Below are 20,562 nucleotides of genomic sequence, written 5' to 3'. Positions count from 1 at the left end.
TTAAGGGGCTGAGTCAATGTCAATTATACAGTTTCTACCCTTGGCTTTTGCCAGGTAGAGCGCGCTATCTGCGGAACTCAATAATTGCTTTAGAGTGGATCTCGATTCATTCATGGAAGTACAACCAATACTGACTGTAATTTTTATTGCCTGCCCCTTAACGTCTACGCTAGATGCCTCAATGCCACTCCTGAGCCGTTCTGCAATAAGAGATGACTCAAGGCTACTGGTATTTGGGAGCATAACGACAAACTCTTCCCCGCCAAACCTGGCTATAGTGTCTGCGGGCCGGAGAATCCCTTGGGCAATTTTAACAATAGACTTGAGAATCTCGTCACCAGTCGGGTGCCCCCAACTATCATTCACAAGCTTGAAGTGGTCGGCGTCTAACATAAGTATCGATATTGACTGTCTATATCGATTGGCTCGAGCAAACTCTTTCTCTGCAAGGTTGAAAAAATGAGCGCGGTTAATTGCACCTGTTAGGTGGTCTTTAGTTAGCAAATCGGCCAGATTGTCACTCGACACCTTTCGCTCGGTAATATCTCGAAACACCACGGTATAACCAGAAAACTCATCATCGTCTTCGCGCAGAACGGCAATCATGGTTTGAGCAAAAAAATGTTGTCCTGATTTGTGTTTGCAATAATAGTCTCGTGAGTGCCAGCCTTCCTCACGTGCGAATGCCAGATGTTCACTTAAAACGTGCGCGTCCAAGGCGGAAAGATTGCAGAATTGGCGCAACGTCTCACCGATAGCCTCAGATTCGGTGTATCCCGTCAAACGCTCTGCTGAGGGGCTCCAGCTAATAATTTCTCCTTTTGTTGTCAAACCGAGAACGGCGAAATCGTTAACAATAGTATAGATGGCGTCAAGCCATGAGTCGGTCTGCCGAAGCCGTCTTTCAGTTGCAACTTGGCATGAAATATCAGTCAGAACTGTTATAAGAACATCGTCGTTAACCTTCACAATAGTACAGGCCAGTACAACACCTCCGTCGGCTGCGGGCGTCACGTGAATTCTATGGTTTACAACGATTGACCCGCAAGGCTCTCTAAAACTTGTCACAAGGTTACGTAGTTCAGGTGCAACGGAAGCAAGTGTTTCAAATAAGTTTTCAAGGCCTGGAGATTTCACCAAGGGCATCAATAACTGAGTTGACATGGGATTAAGCATGTCAATTTTTCCGCTGGGATTGGTTCTCACCAGTCCTACGGGTGATAGATACATGAATGAAAGTAATGCTTCATACTCTGATTCGATTGAATCGTCGTCCTGTTCTATGCCACTCATGTTTATGCCCATTCAACCAGCAGGAAACGGGTGTCGTTATTAATTTTTTTCAAGAGTCTTAATCTGACGGGTATTGGCCGCATCCTAAGCGCCAGGACGTAAGAGATAATCACATCTAACTCTGGTTCGTTTTCAAATCTTTGAGCAACCATAGCATTGTTCAGACAGGGGGCAATTTCAGAAAATAAATTTTTCCCTAAAACACGCGCCTGTCGTAAGGCCGCACTTGAGGCTTCAAATGTATTATAAATTACCACATTAGAAGCGTCGTTAATGCCAATGATCCCAAAGTTCAGAGTGTCCAACTGGTCAGACGCTTCCAATAATGATTGTATCGATGCTTTTTCGAACGTAAGATTCATTTTCTAGTCACTCGCTAAGTTTGATATCAATTGGAGCGCTTTATCTCGGACTGGCTTCAGTCAACTTATGATAGAAGGTAATCATCCTTTCCGTAATCAATATTTAACAAACACTGATTGAAAATTATTGTTCCGGGCTTGATCGGCCAAGTGGGCATGGTGGTGGTGCCGCGGCTGATTAGCTAGCCAAATAATCAAATATGATCGATAAGATTTTGTGTGGTTTTTACTTATATCCAAGCGCTTGGAGCGATGCAAGCCATTGCTTTGAATGCAGGTTTGGCGAACCAAAAACCTTGCATTAGAAAAATTCCGCAATCGGTAAGAAAATCCCGCTCTTCCGAATGTTCTATACCTTCAGCAATGATGTTGACACCTAGATCGGCACACATTATAACAATGCCACGTACGATGGCCTGGCGAGCGGAATCAAGATGAATATTGCGCACTAGCGCAAGATCTAGCTTAATCAAATCCGGCTGAAAATCTGCTAATAGGTTTAACCCTGAGTAACCCGCGCCAAAGTCATCTATTGCCGTTTTGAATCCGAACTCTCGGTATTTTGATAGTATGTTTGTCAGGTGGTAATTGTTATCTACATATTCGCTTTCAACCGTCTCGAAAATCAACCGGTCGAGCGGAAAATTATTTATTCGCGCAGCTTCCAGTGTGCTTCGAATGCACAGGTCTGGACGGTACACTGCTTTGGGTAGAAAGTTAATCGATAGGTGTTGGGTCATGCCGAGCTGCGCGGCAGTAGAAATAGCCCGCACGCGGCACAATTGATCGAATCGATAGCGATTCTGATCGTTGACCTTCTCGAGCACAGACAGCGCGCCCTCACCGTTAACGCCCCGTACCAATGCTTCATGTGCAAAAATCGACTGATCGCGTACGTTCACGATCGGCTGATAAGCGAAGGTGAAATCTAAATCCGGATCTAAGGAGCTTTTGCATCCTTGGCAACCACTGGGCGAAGTCAATGAGCTCGGAAAAACGGTCACGTCGCACTCCAAAAAGTCGGATGTAATTTATATTATTTTTAATGAATCCTGAATGTTGGAGTGAATCGTGAAATCACTCAGAGTGCCTTGCTTAGCCTCCACTGGAAAATCGAAGTGTAGCAGTCTATTGGCTGATTATTTTCTTCAGCACGGTAAATATGTGGTTTTTTAGCCATAAGTATAAGGTGACGGTTTCAGGAGGATGTTGGCACGCATTTTGGCGTTTCCTCACGTTGTCCGATCTCGCAAAAATCCTGAAGGCGTAAGTGGCGGAAACCAAGGATTGTATTCGGAACTCAGGCAACACAAAGGGGGAGCGATAGAGACTCCTTTGCCAAGCGGGCAGCTGGTCATGGTGCGCGGAAGATGTTGAGAACCACTTACTAGCATTCTGTACCGCGCGATTGTTCATCCTAGATGACCAGTTTAATGGTGGAGAGGTGAGCATAAAGCCTGTCTTTTTTCTTTAAGTGACGGGCTTGGCGATCAAAGCTGACGTTGCGTTGGGCGACTTACAGAGCAAGGAAAGGTTCTTTTTATTCAACACAAAACACTGCTTTTAGTATGACGTTAGGAAAACAATCACGGAGAGATATTCCATGTCCAAACTCGCAGAATTTCGTCAGCTTGAAAAACACTTGGCAGAGCAACTCCAAGCGCTTTAAGCCTTGAAAGGTGACGCCAGTCTGAAGCAAGAAATCGAGTTCGAAACAAAGCTCCGTGCGTTGTTGGCGGAGTATGGTTTTAGCTTGAGAGACATCGTCAACCTACTTGAGCCAAAGGCTAGTCGGCGTGTGCCCGCTGCTGAGTCGAAGAGCAGCACTCGCAAGCCTCGACAAGTGAAGATCTACAAAAAAATGCGGAGACCGGCGAAGTCGTTGAGACAAAGGGTGGCAACCACAAGATTCTGAAGGAATGGAAAGCCGAATACGGCTCCGACACCGTCGAGTCCGCCAAACAGGCGAGGGCGGTTCGATCATCCTGACCGGATCGAGCGCCGGCACCACGGGCGGAGGAGAGCCTTCTTCCAGGGTCGTCGCGCAGGCCTTCACTGGTGGACGACTGGTCAAGGGCTTCAACCATTTGGGCGCCGCCGTCCTTGGCCAGGATCCGGCTGTACAGGGTGGCAGGAGAGTCGTGTTTCTGGCGAGCGACGATGACGGCGTCGCAGCGGGGATTGGTGCGCTTGCGGAGAATCTAGGTTTCTCGCCGATCAAACTGGGCGGGCTTTCGCCGACACCCGTCAGGTCCATAGCGTCGCGATCAGAAGTGACCATTCGCAAGGGCAGGCTATTGGCGACGCTATCGACGCATTCGCAAGTGCATTTCCTGATGCTCACCGCGAGCTATTTAACATCGGAGAAGGCAAGGGGCAGGATTTTCCCCCACCCCTCCAGTGGCCTAATCTCGTACGAAAGCGAGCAAATCGGCGTTGATTGTGTCGGCGTTCGTTGTCGGCATTCCGTGTGGGTAGCCCGAGTAAGTTTTCAGCGTGCTGTTTTGCAGTAGTTTGGCTGACAAGTGCCCCGAGTTTGCATAAGGCACGATCTGATCGTCATCCCCATGCATCACCAGCACCGGGATGGTGATGCTTTTCAGATCTTCGGTAAAGTCGGTCTGGGAAAAGGCGACGATCCCATCGTAATGCGCCTTTGCACAGCCCATCATGCCTTGCCGCCACCAGTTCCGGATGATGCCCTCGGACGGTTTCGCGCCCGGGCGGTTATAACCGTAGAAGGGCCCGGCTGGAACGTCATGGTAGAACTGTGCGCGGTTGGCCTGCAGCTGTGCTTGCAAGTCATCGAAAACCGACTTGGGCAAGCCGTCCGGATTGCTCGGGGTCTGAACCATCAACGGCGGCACGGCGCTGATGATGGCGGCCTTCGACACTCGGTCTTCGCCGTGGCGGGCAATGTAATGGATGACTTCACCGCCGCCGGTGGAGTGCCCCACATGAACTGCACCCTGCACGCCAAGATGGTCGACGACGGCCGCGACGTCATCGGCATAGTGATCCATGTCGTGCCCGTCCCAGACCTGAGTGGATCGCCCGTGGCCGCGCCGGTCGTGGGCAATGACCCGGTAGCCGTTCGCCAGGAAGAACAGCATCTGGGCATCCCAGTCGTCCGCACTGAGTGGCCATCCGTGATGAAAGAAGATCACTTGGGCATCGCGTGGACCCCAGTCTTTGTAAAAGATCTCGACACCGTCCTGCGTAGTGACGTACCCCATGTTCGCATCTCCTGGATGAAATGGAGGCCATGATCAGCGTCGTGTTCCCGCCGCATGGCCGCCAAATGACGTTAGGTTGAAAGTCAGCTTTTAGGTCAATGGTTTTTCCGGGTGGAATATGAGAATAGGCGAACTGGCGAAAATCAGCGGATTGGCGCTTTTCGCTCCCGCCAATACCGGCGGTGGATAGGAAAGCATTCGATGTGATTGGGTAGCGTCCATAAAAAGGCCACTGCAAACGCAGCGGCCGGAAGCCGTCTCCCGTTTTACAGGGGGAGGCGGTTACAACAGATAAGACTCAAACGTTCGCCGGGTTCTGTTTCTCCGGGTCAATCCCGTAAAGCGCAAGCGCCTCGGCTACTTTCTCCCTGGGTACCACACCGTCATCGGCCAGCGCTTTCAAGGCCGCCAATGCAATGAAGTGGCGATCCACTTCGAAAAACCTGCGCAACGATTCCCGGGTATCCGATTGGCCGAAACCGTCGGTGCCTAATGCCACAAAGCGCCGCTTGGGCACGAACGGGCGGATCTGGTCGGCGAATATCTTCATGTAATCAGTCGCGACCACCACCGGACCCTGTTTATCTTGCAGGCACCGTTCAACGTGACCGATACGTGGCGCCTCATGGGGATGCAGCAAATTCCAGCGTTCGGCATCCTGGCCGTCCCGACGCAGTTCGGTCAGGCTGGTGACGCTCCACACTTCGCTGCTGACATCGAAGTCCTGCTCCAGCAACTGCGCGGCGGCGATGACTTCTTGCAGGATTGAACCGCAACCCATCAGCTGTACGTGCTTGCCTTCGATTGGCTGCGCCGGGGCTGAGAGCCGATACATGCCTTTAAGAATGTCCTGCTCGATACCTTCGGGCATGGGCGGATGGGCGTAGTTTTCGTTCAGCAACGTGATGTAGTAATAGATGTCTTGGTTTTCGACATACATACGCCGCATGCCATCCTGGATGATCACGGCCAGTTCATAGGCGAACGTCGGGTCGTAGGACACGCAGCACGGTACGGTTGCGGACAATACATGGCTGTGACCATCGTCATGTTGCAGGCCTTCGCCCATCAGCGTGGTCCTGCCAGACGTGGCACCCAGCAGGAAACCTCGGGCACGGGCATCGCCAGCCGCCCAGGCCAGATCGCCGACACGCTGGAAGCCGAACATCGAATAAAAGATGTAGAAGGGCACCGTCGTCACGCCGTGCGTACTGTACGAAGTACTCGCCGCGATCCACGAAGAAATCCCGCCGGACTCGTTCAGGCCCTCCTGCATGATCTGGCCATCCCGTGCCTCCTTGTAATAACTCAGTTGGCCGGCGTCCTGAGGTGTATACAACTGGCCGACGTGGGAATGGATGCCGATCTGGCGGAACAGGCTTTCCATGCCGAAGGTGCGTGATTCGTCCGGGACAATGGGCACGATCAGCTTGCCGATGTTCGGGTCTTTGAGCAAAGTGCCGAGGATGCGCACAAACGCCATGGTGGTGGAAATACCGCGCTCGCCAGTGCCTTTGAGCTGGGTGTCCAGGGCCGACAATGGCGGGATCTGCAACGGCTCGACTGCGCTGAAGCGGGCAGGCACGTAACCGCCCAGTTCGGTGCGCCTGGCTTGCAGATAAAGGGCCTCGATACTGTCCGCTGCCGGTTTGAGGTAGGGCATGTCGCCCAGTTGATCGTCGGTGAGGTCCAGCGCGAAACGATCACGGAACGCTTTGACCGCATCCTCACCCATCTTCTTGAGCTGATGGTTGATGTTCTGGCCTTCGCCTGCTTCACCCATGCCGAAACCTTTCACGGTCTTGGCCAGAATGACCGTCGGCCCGCCGCTGTGGCGCATCGCCTCGGCGTAGGCGTTGTAGACCTTGTCCGGGTCATGGCCGCCGCGAGAGAGCTTCCAGATTTCTTCGTCGCTCAGGTCGCTGACCAGTTCCAGCAACTCGGGGTATTTGCCAAAAAAATGCTCACGTACGTAAGCGCCGTTTTGCGACTTGTAGTTTTGATAGTCGCCGTCCACGCATTCCATCATCCGCTGGCGTAGCAGGCCGCTTTTGTCCTTTTCCAGCAAGGCATCCCAACCGCTACCCCAGATCACCTTGATCACGTTCCAGCCGGCCGCCCGGTACAGGCTTTCAAATTCCTGAATGACCTTGCTGTTGCCGCGCACCGGTCCGTCCAGGCGCTGGAGGTTGCAGTTGACGACAAAAATAATATTGTCGAGCTTCTCCCGACCCGCCAGGGAAATCGCCGCAAGGGATTCCGGCTGGTCCATTTCGCCGTCACCGAGAAACGCCCAGACTTTGCGCCCTTGATGTTCTTTCAGGCCACGGTCTTCGAGGTAGCGCATGAATCTGGCCTGATACGCGGCGGTGATCGGTCCGAGTCCCATGGACACCGTCGGAAATTGCCAGAAGTCCGGCATGAGCCTTGGATGCGGATAGGACGAGACACCGTCGCGGTCAGTCTCGCGGCGGAAGTTGTCCAGCTGTTCTTCGCTCAGGCGACCTTCCAGATAGGCGCGCCCGTAGATGCCCGGCGAAGAGTGGCCCTGGATGTACACCATGTCGCCAGCAAATTGATCGGTGCGCCCACGGAAGAAATGCTCGAAGCCGACGTCGTACAGAATGGCCGCCGAGGCATAGGATGCAATGTGCCCGCCCACGTTCGAATGTTTGCCGGCGCGCAGCACCATGGCCAAAGCGTTCCAGCGGATATACGCATTGATCCGGCGCTCTATTGCCAGGTCGCCGGGGTAGGGCTGCTGACGGTCGACCGGGATAGTGTTGACGTAGGGCGTAGTGACGCGCCCGTAGAAATTACCGTGGCGGTCGGCGTCGAAATCCAGCATCTGATCGATCAGATAGTGGGCGCGAGAGCGCCCTTCGACGCTCGCCACCGATTCGATGGAGTCGAGCCATTCGCGAGTTTCTTGTGGATCCTCGTCGAGAAACAGGGGGTGTTGTGCCATCGTCGTCTCCTGGACAGTGCAGCCGCACCGAGTCGTTGGGTGCCTGGCTAAGGGGCGTGGGTCGACGCCAACCTTGAGCAAACATGTAATTGTAATTGCAACTACATGCGGGAACTTAGCCTGGCGCACGCTACAATTGCAACTAAATCGATGTCATGAAAAAGGTGATGCATGTCTTCAAGCGATTCGGATACCTGGTTCAGATTCGTCAGGGCCCACCGCTGCCTGATCCGGGAAATCGAGCGTCGACTGGCGGCCGCCGGCCTGCCGGCGTATGCGTGGTACGACGCGTTATGGGGCCTGGAAAGCGGCCCTGAAGGCACCCGACGCATGAGCGAATTGGCTGACGTGATGGCGATCGAGCGCTACAACCTCACCCGGTTGGTGGACCGTCTGGAGGCCGAAGGGCTGGTCACACGCAGCCGTGCCAGCGATGACGGCCGTGGTGCGTATGTCGCCATTACCGAGAGCGGGAAAGTGCTGCGTAAAAAAATGTGGCAAATTTATGAAGGGGCGGTGGACGAGTTGTTTTTGTCGCAATTCGATGACGAGCAACAGCGGTTCTTCAGTAACGCGCTTGAGCGGGCCGCCAGCGCGGCGCGAGCCAGTGGGCGAGCGGGTTGACCGCAGTCTGGTCTGACTGGATATGCCCACCGATCTGCTCGGCGACATGCTGGGCATAACCGGTCACTGCCACCACCGGGCAATCATCGGCGCTCAGGCAGTCGAGCAAATGTGACGACCGCCGCGGCATGTCGGGATGCATCCGGTTCCAGCGTTGGGCCTTGTCTGCATCACGGGCCAGGGCATGGTGTAGAGCGGAGAGGAAAAGCCAGCGGTGTGTTGCTGTGCCAAGGTTCGGATTTTATCGATGCAGGCCTGAGCGGCAAGGCGCGTATCGGGTGTTTTGCTGAAGCTGGAAAAGCCGATCATATGCCAAAAATCTCCATGCGTTCCGTCATGCTTGCACCCTACTGCACGCCTTAATATGATTGCAAATGCAATTATATTGATAGGGAATGGAGCGCTCCTCATGAGCGCGCCTTACCCATCGCACGCGATCGAGGAACTAAACGGTTCTGACTGCCAAAGCTTTTTGCCGACGATACAGAATCGTCGTCGCCGTGAACCCGCACACCGCCGCGAACATCAGCCAGTAGGCAGGTGATGCCTTGTCGCCCGTAGCCTGGACAAGCAGCGTCGAGATTGCCGGGGTAAAACCGCCAAACACCGCGGTGGCCAAACTGAAGGCCAGTGAAAACCCGACTACCCGCACGTTCTGTGGCATGACTTCGGTCAGTGCCGCGACCATGGCGCCGTTGTAAATGCCAAAGAAGAATGAGAAGTACAGCAGAACAGCGAGCAGTCGTTCGAAACTCGCCGCCTCTGCCAGCCAGTGCATGGCGGGATACGCGGTGAAGATGCACAGCAACGATATCGCCAGCAACAGTGGCCGACGGCCAATTCGGTCGGAAAGGGCGCCGCCGATAGGCAGCCAGACAAAGTTGCTGATGCCGACCAGCAGTGTGACCACCAGGCTGTCGGTGGTGCTCAGGTTCAGTACTGTCCTGCCAAACGTCGGTGTGTAGACCGTAATCAGGTAGAACGTGGTGGTGGTCATGGACGCCAGCAAGCCGCCCGCCAGTACGGTGCGCCAGTTGTCACGCATCGAGCGAAAAACTTCGCGAGTTGTTGGACGATGGCTGCGAGCAGTGAAGGCAGCGGTTTCTTCCAGTGAGCGGCGAATAATGAAAATGAACGGGATGATCACGCAGCCAATGAAGAACGGAATACGCCAGCCCCAATCGGCGATTTCAGCGGCTTGCATCGTGGCATTGATCGTGTAGCCCAACGCGGCCGCGACGACGATCGCCACCTGTTGGCTGGCCGATTGCCAACTGGTGTAGAAACCGGTGTGACCGGGGGTGGAAATTTCCGCCAGATACACGGAAACACCGCCCATTTCCGCGCCGGCGGAGAAGCCCTGTAGCAGCCTGCCCAACAACACCAGAATCGGTGCCGCCACGCCGATGGCGGCATAGCCCGGCACCAGGGCGATCAATACGGTACCGGCGGCCATGATCGACAGCGTCACGATCAGCCCCTTGCGACGGCCCACCTTGTCGATGTACGCCCCCAGCACAATGGCGCCTAATGGACGCATCAGGAATCCGGAGCCGAATACCGCGAAGGTCATCATCAGCGAGGCAAACTCGCTGGTGGCTGGAAAGAAAGTCTGGGAGATGTAGGTCGCGTAGAACCCAAACAGAAAGAAGTCGAACTGCTCGAGAAAGTTACCGCTAGTGACCCGCAAAATGGCGCCCAATTTGGACCCCTTGGCTCGGGTTGTTGCCGTTGTCGTTTTCATCATGGCTACCGTTATGCTCACTATTGTTTTTGGAATGAGTGCTTTAACCGTCAGTCGCTGCCGGCGTTGATCGGGTTGGGTTGACGCTTCTCGATGGCGTGTTTGAGCAGCGCTGCGCTGCGGAATATTCCATGGGCGAATTTGCTGTAGGGCATGGTCAGGAAAAACGCCATGACCAGGCCGAGATGGATAGCCAACATCAAGCCCAAGGCGCTGGTTTCACGCAAAGCCAGTAGCGCCAGGCCGCTTGCGCTGACCAGAAACAGCAACGCGATGAAGCCGCGATCCATGGGTTTTTGGTGCTCATCGCCGTGCGCAGGGTTGCGACGCAGGTTCAGCCAAAGAAGACCCGCCGGGCCGATCAGCAGGCCGATGCCACCGGCAATACCCAACATCACCGGCAAGCTGAAGATCGGATAAGGCGCCGACCACTTCAGCAGATAGTGAAAGAGCGTGGCGACACCGGTGGCGGCGAAGCACAGCATGAAGCCGTAGAAGGTGAGGTGGTGGAATCGGCGTCGCCACAAGGTGAATTGATCGTCGGCGTTGTTGCAGCCTTCGCCATGGCCGCCGTCCAGGTATTTGAGCTTCGCGACGTTGGCCGTAGCCTCCAATGCAGCGTACGTTTTCAACGGCAGTGGCGCCGCGACCGGTGAAACGTTGCGCCAGAAGCGCCGTACACCCATGGTCAGGGCAAGTACCGCAAAGCCGAACACTGAGCCGAACATCAGCGCCAGGGTGTTATGCGGGAAAATCTTGTAGAAGTTGCCCCCGGGAATGGCCGTGAACAGGTTGCCCATGAGCATCAGGGTCAGGCATAAAAACAAGGCCAGTCCCCCACCGGAAGCCAGCGCCAGGGTCAGGCCGTTGCGCTGATACAACCTGCCCATCACTTGCGGCCAGGCGTATTCGGCGTAAGTATCCAGGCGCACTTTGGCCATGGCTTTGGGTATGTTGACCTCGAATTCGTGTGGGGCGGCGTACTGACAGGCGTGCAGGCACGCGCCGCAGTTATGGCACAAGTTCGCCAGGTAATGGATGTCGGCCTGAGTGAATTCCAAGCGCCGGGTCATCGCCGGAAATACCGCGCAAAAGCCTTCGCAATAACGGCAGGCATTGCAGATGGTCATCTGCCGCTGGACTTCACTTTCGTCAAGATTCAACACCGGGATCAACCCGCCCGACGCTTGGGGATCAAACAGTTGCATGTCGAGACTCCGTGTTTGCAGATGAAATGCCAAAGCCCACCGAAGCGGCCGCCTGCACACCGGCGATGCGGCCAAACGCGGTACCGATGGCCATGCCGATGCCGGCGGTGTAGCCCTTGCCCAGAACATTGCCGGCCATCATTTCTCCCGCGACGAACAGGTTGGGGCTCGCTTTGCCGTTGAAATGCACGGCAGCGGTTTCGTCGGTGGCGAGGCCGAGGTAGGTGAACGTGACACCCGGTTTAAGCGGGTAGGCGTAGAAAGGTGGTTTCACCAATGGCCGCGCCCAATGGGTTTTGGCGGGCGTCAGTCCTTGGGTGTGGCAGTCGTCCAACGCCGTGTGATCGAACGTGCCAACGTGGCAGGCGCTGTTGTAGTCCTCGACAGTCTTGACGAATTTTTCTTGAGGCAGCTTCAACTGGCGGGCAAGGTCTTGCAGAGTATTGGCGGTGGTTCCGGGAAAGACCGGCGGCATGAAGCGGCCGATGGCTTGTTGATCGATGATCGAATACGCCTGCTGACCGGGTTGTCCGGCCACCAGGCGCCCCCAGATCGCATAACGTTTTGGCCAGAAATCCTCACCTTCGTCGTAGAAGCGTTCGCCATCACGATTGACCACCACACCCAGCGATACGCAATCGATTCGGGTGCAGATGCCGCCGTCGTAGAGTGGCGCGCGGGCATCAATCGCGACCATGTGTGCTTGCGTCGGATCGCCGATCACATCTGCGCCAAGGTCGAGCATGCGCCGTAGCAAAATGCCGGTGTTGAATCGGGTACCCCGGATCAGGAAATTGTCCGATGGCCATTCACCGCGTTCGTTCTGACCCCAGGCTTCGCGCAGCCATTCACGGTTGGATTCGAAGCCGCCAGCCGCCAACACGCAGGCCCGGGCTTCAATGCGTTCTGCGGCGACACGCTGACCATCGACCTCATGTTCGCCCACATGGGCGGCGACGAATTTCCCCTCATCCAACTCGATGTCGGTCACTTGCGTGTTGTATCGGACTTTTACACCCAGGCGCTCGGCGCTGCGGAAATACGCATTGACCAGCGCTTTGCCGCCGCCCATGAAAAAAGCATTGGTCCGCGCCACGTGCAGCGCGCCGGACAGCGGTGGCTGAAAATGCACGCCGTGCGAACGCATCCAATCGCGGCAAGAAGACGATGCCCGAATTGCAATGCGTGCAAGCTTTTCATCCGTGAGGCCACCGGTAACCTTCAACAGGTCTTGCCAGTATTCTTCTTCCGGATAGGCATCGATCAGCACGTCCTGCGGTTCGTCGTGCATGCACCGCAGGTTACGGGTGTGTTGGGAGTTGCCACCGCGCCAGATTTTCGCAGAGGCTTCCAGCAGCATCACGCTGGCGCCCGCTTCTCGCGCCATCAGAGCGGCGCACAAGGCAGCGTTGCCACCCCCTATGATTAAGACATCGATCATTATCGCTCCTCGATTTGCAAGGAAGCGGGAACGAAGTGCTCCTTGCGAGTGGGGAGAACGATAGGGTGGGGAAGGAGTGGCCGAAAGGCTGCTTTTGACGCGGGGTGTTTAGTTTTTCTAAAGGCTTTGTCGTCAGGAGATGTCCGGGGTTGAAGGAGGATTACACGTCTACCCCTTCTATCCACGTAGCTCCAGGCCACTGTTTGTCGACGACCAACTGTCGCGCCACATCGACGATGACCAACCGCGTTGCCAGCGCCGCCGGAGAGAGTTCGTCGTCAGCCAGCGTCGCCAGAAGATTACGCCGGCCCACATGGGGATCGGCAATCCTGATCAGTGAAAGTCCGGACCCGTCTTTCAATGCAGCGGCCGCCCCCGGTTGTATCGTTGCCGCATGACCGGCCCGAACGGCGTTCATCAAAACAGCGAGACCGTCGACTTCCATAATGACATTGGGTGTTAGCCCGACCCGCTCAAACGCGCTCATCAATGCCGAGCGCAATCCATGTTGCGCGCTGGGCATCACCAGCGGCAGGCCGCCGAGGTCGGCTAACTGCACGCTGTCACCAGAAGGCGCTTGAGGCAGGCTGGGCGAGGCAATGACAAACAGCTTTTCATCCAGCAGCGGAGTCACGCTCCAGCGTTTACCCCCTTCGAGCTGAAAGAGGATGGCCAGATCAATTTGCCGTGCGTTGAGCTGCGCCGCCAAGTGGCCGGAAAGCATTTCCACCAAATGCAGTTGTATGTCCGGATAACGCGCACGCATAGCGTTGATCAACGGCAACGCGAGCACCGTCGCGGTAGTCGGTGGTAAGCCGACGCTGACATAACCGCTCATTCGCCCGCGATGGGCGGCCATGATTGCGTTTTCCGCCTGGCGTAGCGTCAATTGGGCATGGTGTAAAAACGCAAATCCGGCGCTAGTGGGCGTCACGCCGGTGGAGGTTCGATTCAGGAGGCGGGTGCACAGTTCGCTTTCCAGCTTGGAGATTTGCTGACTGAGGGCTGACACACCAACGTCCAGTTCAAGTGCCGCACGCCCCAGGCTGCCAAGCTCGATGATTTTTACGAAATAGCGCAGTTGTCTCAATTCCAATGTGACTGCTCCCCGCGAATTTGTTATTCAAATACCTGAACGTTTGCCACGCAAGTTACGAAGCCCGAAGAGGCAGCATTGTCGCAGGTTTGGGTTGACCGTTGAGCGCGTGCGCTTTGTCGAGGACTGGTAGCAGTTGACCCATAGCAGAGGTTGCCGCGCGTCGAATGTAGAAGGCTCAGCTTCTATATTTCAGCGCCTCCACCAATGCAGAAAAGGCGGGAGACGCCTGGCGTCTGTTGGGGTAATACAAATGGTAACCCTGAAACTCAGGGCACCAGTCGGCCAAGACTTCTTTGAGTCGGCCGTCGGCCAGATAGGGTGCTACCAATTCCTCTGGTACGTAGGCCAGGCCAACGCCATCAACGGCGGCATTGAGTACATGCATGATGCTGTTGAAAACAAGTTGTCCATCTGCCTTGACGGTAAAAGCCTGGCCATTCCTTTCAAATTCCCATGCGTAGATCGCCCCTGATGGTCTGTGTCGGATATTCACGCAGTCATGCCCGGTCAACTCATGGGGGGTTGTTGGTGCCGGGTTGCGTTCGAAATATTCTGGAGAGCCCACCACAGCCAACCGCCAATCCGGCCCTATGCGAACGGCGATCATGTCTTTGCTGATCGATTCGCCCATGCGAATGCCAGCATCAAATCGCTCCTCGACCACGTTGGTGAATCCATAGTCGACGTAGAACTCCAGTGTGATATCCGGGTAGCTCTTCAGGAAGCTTGCAAGCATCGGCCGAATGCACAACTCAATCTGATCATCAGTACAGGAAATACGAATCGTGCCACTGGGCTTGTCCCGCAGCTCGCCCAGCGCTTCAAGCTCGGCGGTGATCTGATCAAAAAGCGGAGCGATCGAGCGCATCAATCTTTCTCCCGCCTCTGTGGGCGACACATTGCGTGTCGTACGGGCCAGCAGTCGTATCCCCAGTCTTTGTTCAAGTGCCCGGATCGTATGACTCAGCGCAGAAGGAGTAATGCCCAGTTTGGCGGCGGCTTTCGTAAAGCTTTGATCTCGCGCCACCGCCAGAAAAGCTTGGAGATCGTTGACTTTGGTATTGGCCATTACTGAGTTTTTCTCAAAACTGCATGAAGATTACGCCTACTAATCAATATATCTCTAATCCGTCAAGCTCTGTCACCTATCTGGAACGGAGTACTGATGATGAGCGAGACACCTGTAACCCTCCTTGAAGCTACAGAAGCCTTGGACTCTCAAGGGCTTGATCGGCGCGCATTCGTAAAGGCCTCCGGCGTCAGCATTGCGGCTCTGGGCGTCGCTTCAGCCAACAACTATTTGATGAGAGGTGTTTGAATGACGGCTCAAGTATTCGACACCCCGGCAGGTGAGGCCATCGGCACGCCGGGGACTGGGGAACTGCCGGCTTACTGGAGTGGCATCTTTGCGATGACACTGTGCGTATTCGCGCTGATCGCCTCGGAGTTCATGCCTGTCAGTTTGCTCACGCCGATTGCATCGGATCTGCAAATCAGTGAAGGACTGGCCGGGTATGGGATCGCCATCTCCGGCGCCTTCGCGGTGCTGACAAGCCTTTCGATTTCCAGGCTAGCGGGTTCAATGGACCGCAAGACGCTGTTGCTTCTACTGACCGGGCTTATGTGTGTGTCAGGGCTGGTGGTCGGTCTGGCGCCGAACTATACGGTGTACATGATTGGTCGTGCGCTGATCGGCGTGGTGATCGGCGGATTCTGGTCGATGTCGGCGGCAATGGCCATGCGCCTGGTACCTGCCCATAGCGTGCCCAAGGCTCTGGCAATCTTCAATGGCGGCAATGCTTTGGCAACCGTAGTGGCCGCACCACTGGGAAGCTATCTGGGGAGTGTGATCGGTTGGCGGGGTGCTTTTTTCTGCCTTATTCCGGTAGCGATCATCGCGTTGATCTGGCAGTGGATCAGCCTGCCAGCGATGACCCCGGCGCCGCGCAAACCGGGCGCTGGCAATGTCTTCCGATTGTTTAAGAGCCCATTGGTCAGTTTCGGCATGTTGAGTGTGGGCATTTTCTTCATGGGGCAGTTTGTATTGTTCACCTATCTGCGCCCGTTCCTGGAAACCGTCACTGGTGTAGATGTATCCATGTTGTCGATGATCCTGCTAGTCATCGGCGTGGCGGGTTTTGTCGGGACCCTTCTGATCGGCACTTTCCTGAAAACCGGAATGTACCGCGTCCTGGTCTGCATTCCACTCTTGATGGCCGCCATTGCACTTTCCTTGATTGTCCTTGGCGGCGGAGTCGTGGCAGCTTTTGTACTGCTTGGGCTGTGGGGCCTGATCGCGACGGCGGCGCCTGTGGGGTGGTGGTCGTGGTTGGCCAAGGCGTTGCCCAAGGATGCTGAAGCCGGTGGCGGCCTGATGGTGGCAGTCATTCAGCTATCCATTGCGTTGGGCTCTACCCTCGGCGGGCTGCTGTTCGACGGGAGCGGCTATCGCATGACATTTCTCGCAAGCTCTATCTTGCTGGTGCTCGCGGCAGTGACGGCCTTTTTCACATCGCGAAACCAGGTTCAATAGAAGGCAGATTTGAGTAAGGCAGGCAACTGTCCACAATTTGTCAGATCGGATTTGATCCAACGTCTGCTATTGGCCGATTCTGTTGAAAAAGTAGCTCCCCAGCCTGGCCTGCGGCAAAATCTCTACATTGGCCAGCAGGGAAGCACGCAGCATGATGGGACAGTTATCGAGTGGGCAGTGGCAATATCTCGGTAATGTTGATCGACGCCCATTTACGCGTCAGGTTCATTTGCATAATCGGGTAGGAGAAGGCCATCGCTTGGCGAACGTGATCGATCTGGTGCCCGTCGATGTAGCCGTAAGCCCGGCTTGCGCCATTGCTGAGGCGGCGAGTAAATCCGTTCCAGCTGTCTTCAGCGTCTTGGAAACCACTTTGAACGCTCTGATTCATATCATTGAATTTCTGATCAAGGTTTCGTTCTATGTCCCCCCAACTGGGGCCAATGTGGTTGTTTGCGGACGATCACATCTGCGCGAAGCAAACATACAAAACCTGGGTCAGTGATAGTGTCGTGAGATCAATCGGAAGGGCGCGTTAAGTGATCTGCACAATGACCGGACCTTCCGTTACGATCGGCGGGTCCGCGTGAATATTTGATGCATTTTTCTGAATCCACTCACGTGCGACTTTCAAGCTCGCATCGCTGCCGGCCTTGTCCGTGCAAACAGTCACCGACATACCACCATCACCAGTATTCACCAGTATTCAGCAGTGTGTAGCTTACGAGGCCAGGCACTGTCCGCAGGGTAGCTTCGACGTCGGTTTTGCGCTCTTCCAAAAGCTCGAAAAGCTGCTTTGCTCCAGTACCCAAGTAGGTTCTTATAACCGCATACATAGTCGTCTCCTTTGGGAGCAGCGTCTTGATGCCTATCGAGATCTGCTGATGGCCGCTATCACCCAGGTTTCAATTAACCCCGATTTATTAAGCTTAGCCACACGCCGGCGACAAGTGAAATGCAACGACCACCGGCCGCTTTTGGCCGATTGTGGCCTGTCTTGACGGGCAGAAATCGACCCAATGAACCAATTCACACGCTAACAGCGATTATCTGTGTTCAGGTTTTCCTGCATTTTTAATCCAGGTATCAAGCTCTGTAACCATTTTATTGACCTCACTGTCTTCCCGTTCCGAGGGGCGAATGATTGCGTTCCAGGCGATATCCAAACCGTCATTCAGGGCCGCCCACGCAAGTTCCCCGCGCTCAAGGCTGGGTGTCACCAAATCGCGTTGCAAGATGCTGATTCCGTAGCCTGAGCGCACCAACTCGACGATGGCTTCGATCAACTCCACTGTGATCATGCGGCGCGGCAAGATGCTGGCGGGGGCGAAAAAACGGTCATATTCCCAGCCACTGGCGCGATCGGTCGAATACGTCACCAGGTTGTAGGTCTTGAAGTCTTGCGCGTAGATATTTTTCCTTCCCGCAAGGGGATGATCGGTTGCCATGATCGCAATCAAGTCGTCCCGAAAAAGCGGTAACTTGGCGACACCGCTAGGCACCATACCGTCATCGATGATGGACACATCGAGTCTTCCTTGCATCAGGCTCGCGTAAACGTCATTACGGGGCACGGTCACCAGTGTGATTTCTATGTCTGGCCGTAGACTTGAGTAATGCTTGATGAATTTTGGAATCCAGCGAAACGGGCCGTAGGAGGTGACACCCATGCGTACAAACGCTGTGACGCCACCGGCCATGGACCTGGCTTCAGACTCGGCTTCATTGAGTATCGCGATGATGTCTTTGGCTGCTCGTTCCAGGCGCGCGCCAGCAGGGCTGAGTCTTAGCTTTCCTGCTGATCTTTCCGTCAGGCTCACACCTAGCCGCCGCTCGGCTTCGCGTAGGCGGTGACTGACTGCCGAGGGCGTCAGCCATAAACGCTCGGCAACGGCCGTAACCGAGTCGACCTCCGACAGGGTTTGCAACATCACAAGGTGATCCAGTGTGAGTCTCATGGCGAGCGACCTGAAAATAATTCACAAAATTGCGTAAAATTATGAGCGTGACTTGTTTTTGGTGCCGATGCAATCTGAATCCAGCAGAGCCACTGGAGACCAACAATAATGACTACCCTGCCTTTCACACCTGCACTAACCCTGGGCGATATCATCGACCTCGAGCGTTACCCCATTACTGACCGCACCAGTTCCGCTTACCTCGCACTGGTTGCTCAAAGTCAGTCGTTGCTGGGAGAAGAAGGCGTTGCGATCTTCCCGGGTTTTGTTCGCAACCCATCGGTTGTCGCGATGGCTGACCAGACGCTTGCCCTGCACTCGTGCATGTTTCATTTTCGGGAAAACCACACGGTTTACTTCAAACCTCAAGATGAAAGCGTTGATCCGGAACATCCGCTACGACGGTTGATGAACACGGCAAAAGACACCGTTGCTTATGCCGATATTCCGGCCGAGCACTTGATCAGGCAGATCTATGAGTCGGACGAAGTCCTTGCTTTCATCAAAGATGTATTGGTTCTGGACGCGCTCTATCGCCATGCCGATCCGTTAGCCGCCCTTAACTTGCAGGGCTTCACCGCAGGACAGCAGTTGGGATGGCATTTTGATCGTTCCGACTTCAGCGTCACGCTGTCCCTCCAGGCGGCGAGCGCCGGTGGGGATTTCGAGTACGTACGCATGCTGCGCAATGAAAACGACGATTGTTATGACGCGGTCAGGCAATTCCTCGATGACCCGAAAACACAGCAAATAGAGGTTTTGCCTCAAGTGCCCGGCACCCTGACATTGTTCCGCGGTCGCTATTCATTGCACCGGGTGACGCCGGTGGAAGGGGACCGGCTGAGGCTCAATGCGGTGTTCGCGTACGTGGACCAGCCCAACGTTGAATTCAGTGCCTATGCCCGCCAGTTGTTCTACGGGCGCACCTCCGTAGATCAAGTTTAAGTTTCGCCAATAACACTAAAAGCAATTGATTCATGCCTTCGCTTCACGTGTATGCGCACGTACTTGTCCATGCTAAATCTGATGGACTCGTTTGTTCCTGTGTTGCACACAACAGTTCGCTGCCCCCAATAATAATGATTCGGAGCGTCTGATCATGAAAAACAGGAAGAGATTGCTGGCCTCGTTGCTCACCCTTGGCTTGCTCGTTGGTAGTGCTTCAAGCCAGGCTTCAGGATGGTGTGAGTCGGGCAAGCCGGTGAAATTTGCCGGCTTGAATTGGGAGAGCGGGATGCTCCTTACCGACATCATGATGATCGTGCTCAAGGACGGTTATGGCTGTGCAACGGATCAGTTGGTGGGCAATACCATCATTCTTGAGACCGCTCTCGCCGGCAACGACATTCAGGTGTTTGGCGAAGAATGGATGGAACGCAGCGAGGTCTGGAAAAAGGCAGCGGCAGCCGGAAAGGTCGTCGGGGTTGGCGCGCCTATTATTGGTGCGACTCAGGGCTGGTATGTACCGCGCTATGTCGTTGAAGGGGACGTTAAACGTAACAGGCCAGCGCAAGCACCTGACCTCAAGACAGTCGCTGACTTGAGCAAGTACGCCAGCGTCTTTCGCGATGCGGAGGAACCTTCCAAAGGCCGCTTCTACAACTGTCCCGCTGGTTGGATTTGTGAGCAGGACAATACCGAGATGTTGAAAGAGTACGGTCTTGAAAACACCTTCACGAATTTCCGTCCAGGCACTGGTGCCGCATTGGATGCGGCTGTCCTGTCCAGCTATAAGCGCGGTGAACCGGTACTGTTCTACTACTGGTCGCCGACGCCGCTGATGGGCCAGATTGACGCGATCAGACTGGAAGAAAAGACTGGAGCCAACAAAGACGTTATCACCATGGTCGGACTCTCCAAGGCTTTTCATGAGCAGGCTCCTGAACTGGTCGCGGTTCTGGAGAAGGTCAACATTCCCATCGATCTGTTGAATCAGAACCTGGCGAGGATGACCCGGGAACGCATCGAATCTCCGAAGCTGGCCAGAATGTTCCTCAAGGAACACCCGGAAGTCTGGCACGCCTGGGTAGATGAAGCCGCGGCAAAAAAGATCGAAGCATCGCTCTAACTGGTCTTGAGGGCAGGGATGCCCGGCC

Annotated in this window: 16 protein-coding genes and 3 pseudogenes; 6 read left to right on the top strand and 13 right to left on the bottom strand. The window is 55.0% G+C overall.

Translation table 11 applies throughout. The annotated features are described in order from the left end of the window. From ACA062_RS21090 to rimA, 3 genes are all read right to left on the bottom strand, one after another. A complete protein-coding gene (locus ACA062_RS21090) occupies positions 1-1,293 on the bottom strand; it encodes a sensor domain-containing diguanylate cyclase (protein WP_497452835.1) in 1,293 nt (430 codons plus the stop codon). Positions 1,294-1,295: 2 nt separating this feature from the next. After that, a complete protein-coding gene (locus tag ACA062_RS21085; RefSeq protein WP_497452834.1) occupies positions 1,296-1,655 on the bottom strand; it encodes a hypothetical protein in 360 nt (119 codons plus the stop codon). Positions 1,656-1,885: 230 nt separating this feature from the next. Beyond that, entirely contained in the window at positions 1,886-2,659 is a 774-nt protein-coding gene (gene rimA / locus ACA062_RS21080) for a S6 modification regulatory phosphodiesterase RimA (protein ID WP_497452833.1), read from the bottom strand. A 599-nt stretch (positions 2,660-3,258) separates the two neighbouring features. Between rimA and ACA062_RS21075 the strand changes: the two are divergent. Next, positions 3,259-3,644 (top strand): annotated as a pseudogene (locus ACA062_RS21075) (histone-like nucleoid-structuring protein, MvaT/MvaU family). A 416-nt stretch (positions 3,645-4,060) separates the two neighbouring features. Here the strand turns inward: ACA062_RS21075 and ACA062_RS21070 are convergent. Both ACA062_RS21070 and aceE read right to left on the bottom strand, forming a co-directional pair. After that, complete coding sequence (locus ACA062_RS21070) at positions 4,061-4,891, bottom strand: alpha/beta fold hydrolase (protein WP_497452832.1); 831 nt, start codon at positions 4,889-4,891, stop codon at positions 4,061-4,063. A 298-nt stretch (positions 4,892-5,189) separates the two neighbouring features. Further along, positions 5,190-7,859, bottom strand: a complete 2,670-nt coding sequence (aceE, locus tag ACA062_RS21065; protein ID WP_497452831.1) for a pyruvate dehydrogenase (acetyl-transferring), homodimeric type — start codon at positions 7,857-7,859, stop codon at positions 5,190-5,192. A 171-nt stretch (positions 7,860-8,030) separates the two neighbouring features. Between aceE and ACA062_RS21060 the strand changes: the two genes are divergently transcribed. Next, positions 8,031-8,483, top strand: a complete 453-nt coding sequence (locus ACA062_RS21060) for a MarR family winged helix-turn-helix transcriptional regulator (RefSeq protein ID WP_497452830.1) — start codon at positions 8,031-8,033, stop codon at positions 8,481-8,483. Between the two features lie 445 nt (positions 8,484-8,928). On the opposite strand, the gene ACA062_RS21055 is transcribed toward ACA062_RS21060, so the two are convergent. The 5 genes from ACA062_RS21055 to ACA062_RS21035 form a co-directional block, all read right to left on the bottom strand. Beyond that, complete coding sequence (locus ACA062_RS21055) at positions 8,929-10,230, bottom strand: MFS transporter (RefSeq protein WP_497452829.1); 1,302 nt, start codon at positions 10,228-10,230, stop codon at positions 8,929-8,931. Positions 10,231-10,277: 47 nt separating this feature from the next. Continuing rightward, positions 10,278-11,435, bottom strand: a complete 1,158-nt coding sequence (gene tcuB, locus ACA062_RS21050; RefSeq protein WP_497452828.1) for a tricarballylate utilization 4Fe-4S protein TcuB — start codon at positions 11,433-11,435, stop codon at positions 10,278-10,280. Continuing rightward, positions 11,422-12,876, bottom strand: coding sequence for an FAD-dependent tricarballylate dehydrogenase TcuA (gene tcuA, locus ACA062_RS21045; protein ID WP_497452827.1), 1,455 nt, complete (start codon positions 12,874-12,876; stop codon positions 11,422-11,424). The genes tcuB and tcuA overlap by 14 nt, the downstream gene beginning before the upstream one ends. Positions 12,877-13,036: 160 nt before the next feature. After that, positions 13,037-13,972, bottom strand: a complete 936-nt coding sequence (locus ACA062_RS21040) for a LysR family transcriptional regulator (protein ID WP_497452826.1) — start codon at positions 13,970-13,972, stop codon at positions 13,037-13,039. Between the two features lie 178 nt (positions 13,973-14,150). Further along, entirely contained in the window at positions 14,151-15,044 is an 894-nt protein-coding gene (locus ACA062_RS21035) for a LysR family transcriptional regulator (protein WP_497452825.1), read from the bottom strand. A 96-nt stretch (positions 15,045-15,140) separates the two neighbouring features. On the opposite strand from ACA062_RS21035, the gene ACA062_RS21030 reads away from it, so the two are divergent. Both ACA062_RS21030 and ACA062_RS21025 read left to right on the top strand, forming a co-directional pair. Further along, positions 15,141-15,293, top strand: a complete 153-nt coding sequence (locus ACA062_RS21030; RefSeq protein ID WP_497452824.1) for a twin-arginine translocation signal domain-containing protein — start codon at positions 15,141-15,143, stop codon at positions 15,291-15,293. Further along, positions 15,294-16,508, top strand: a complete 1,215-nt coding sequence (locus ACA062_RS21025) for an MFS transporter (protein WP_497452823.1) — start codon at positions 15,294-15,296, stop codon at positions 16,506-16,508. 175 nt (positions 16,509-16,683) lie between these two features. On the opposite strand, the pseudogene ACA062_RS21020 reads toward ACA062_RS21025, so the two are convergent. The 3 genes and pseudogenes from ACA062_RS21020 to ACA062_RS21010 all read right to left on the bottom strand — a co-directional run. Beyond that, positions 16,684-16,953, bottom strand: a pseudogene (locus tag ACA062_RS21020) (hypothetical protein); the annotation flags it as partial. A 90-nt stretch (positions 16,954-17,043) separates the two neighbouring features. After that, positions 17,044-17,344: pseudogene (locus ACA062_RS21015) on the bottom strand (hypothetical protein). A 210-nt stretch (positions 17,345-17,554) separates the two neighbouring features. After that, entirely contained in the window at positions 17,555-18,466 is a 912-nt protein-coding gene (locus ACA062_RS21010; protein ID WP_497452822.1) for a LysR family transcriptional regulator, read from the bottom strand. Positions 18,467-18,574: 108 nt separating this feature from the next. Between ACA062_RS21010 and ACA062_RS21005 the strand changes: the two genes are divergently transcribed. Next, the gene (locus ACA062_RS21005) at positions 18,575-19,411 is read left to right on the top strand and encodes a HalD/BesD family halogenase (RefSeq protein WP_497452821.1); all 837 of its coding nucleotides are present in this window, start codon (positions 18,575-18,577) and stop codon (positions 19,409-19,411) included. 154 nt (positions 19,412-19,565) lie between these two features. Beyond that, positions 19,566-20,534: an ABC transporter substrate-binding protein gene (locus ACA062_RS21000; protein ID WP_497452820.1), complete on the top strand. Its 969-nt coding sequence runs from the start codon at positions 19,566-19,568 to the stop codon at positions 20,532-20,534. Positions 20,535-20,562 lie beyond the last annotated feature (28 nt).

The organism is Pseudomonas sp. LBUM1679, assembly GCF_059695565.1.
This window is presented reverse-complemented; position numbering and strand designations above follow the sequence as displayed.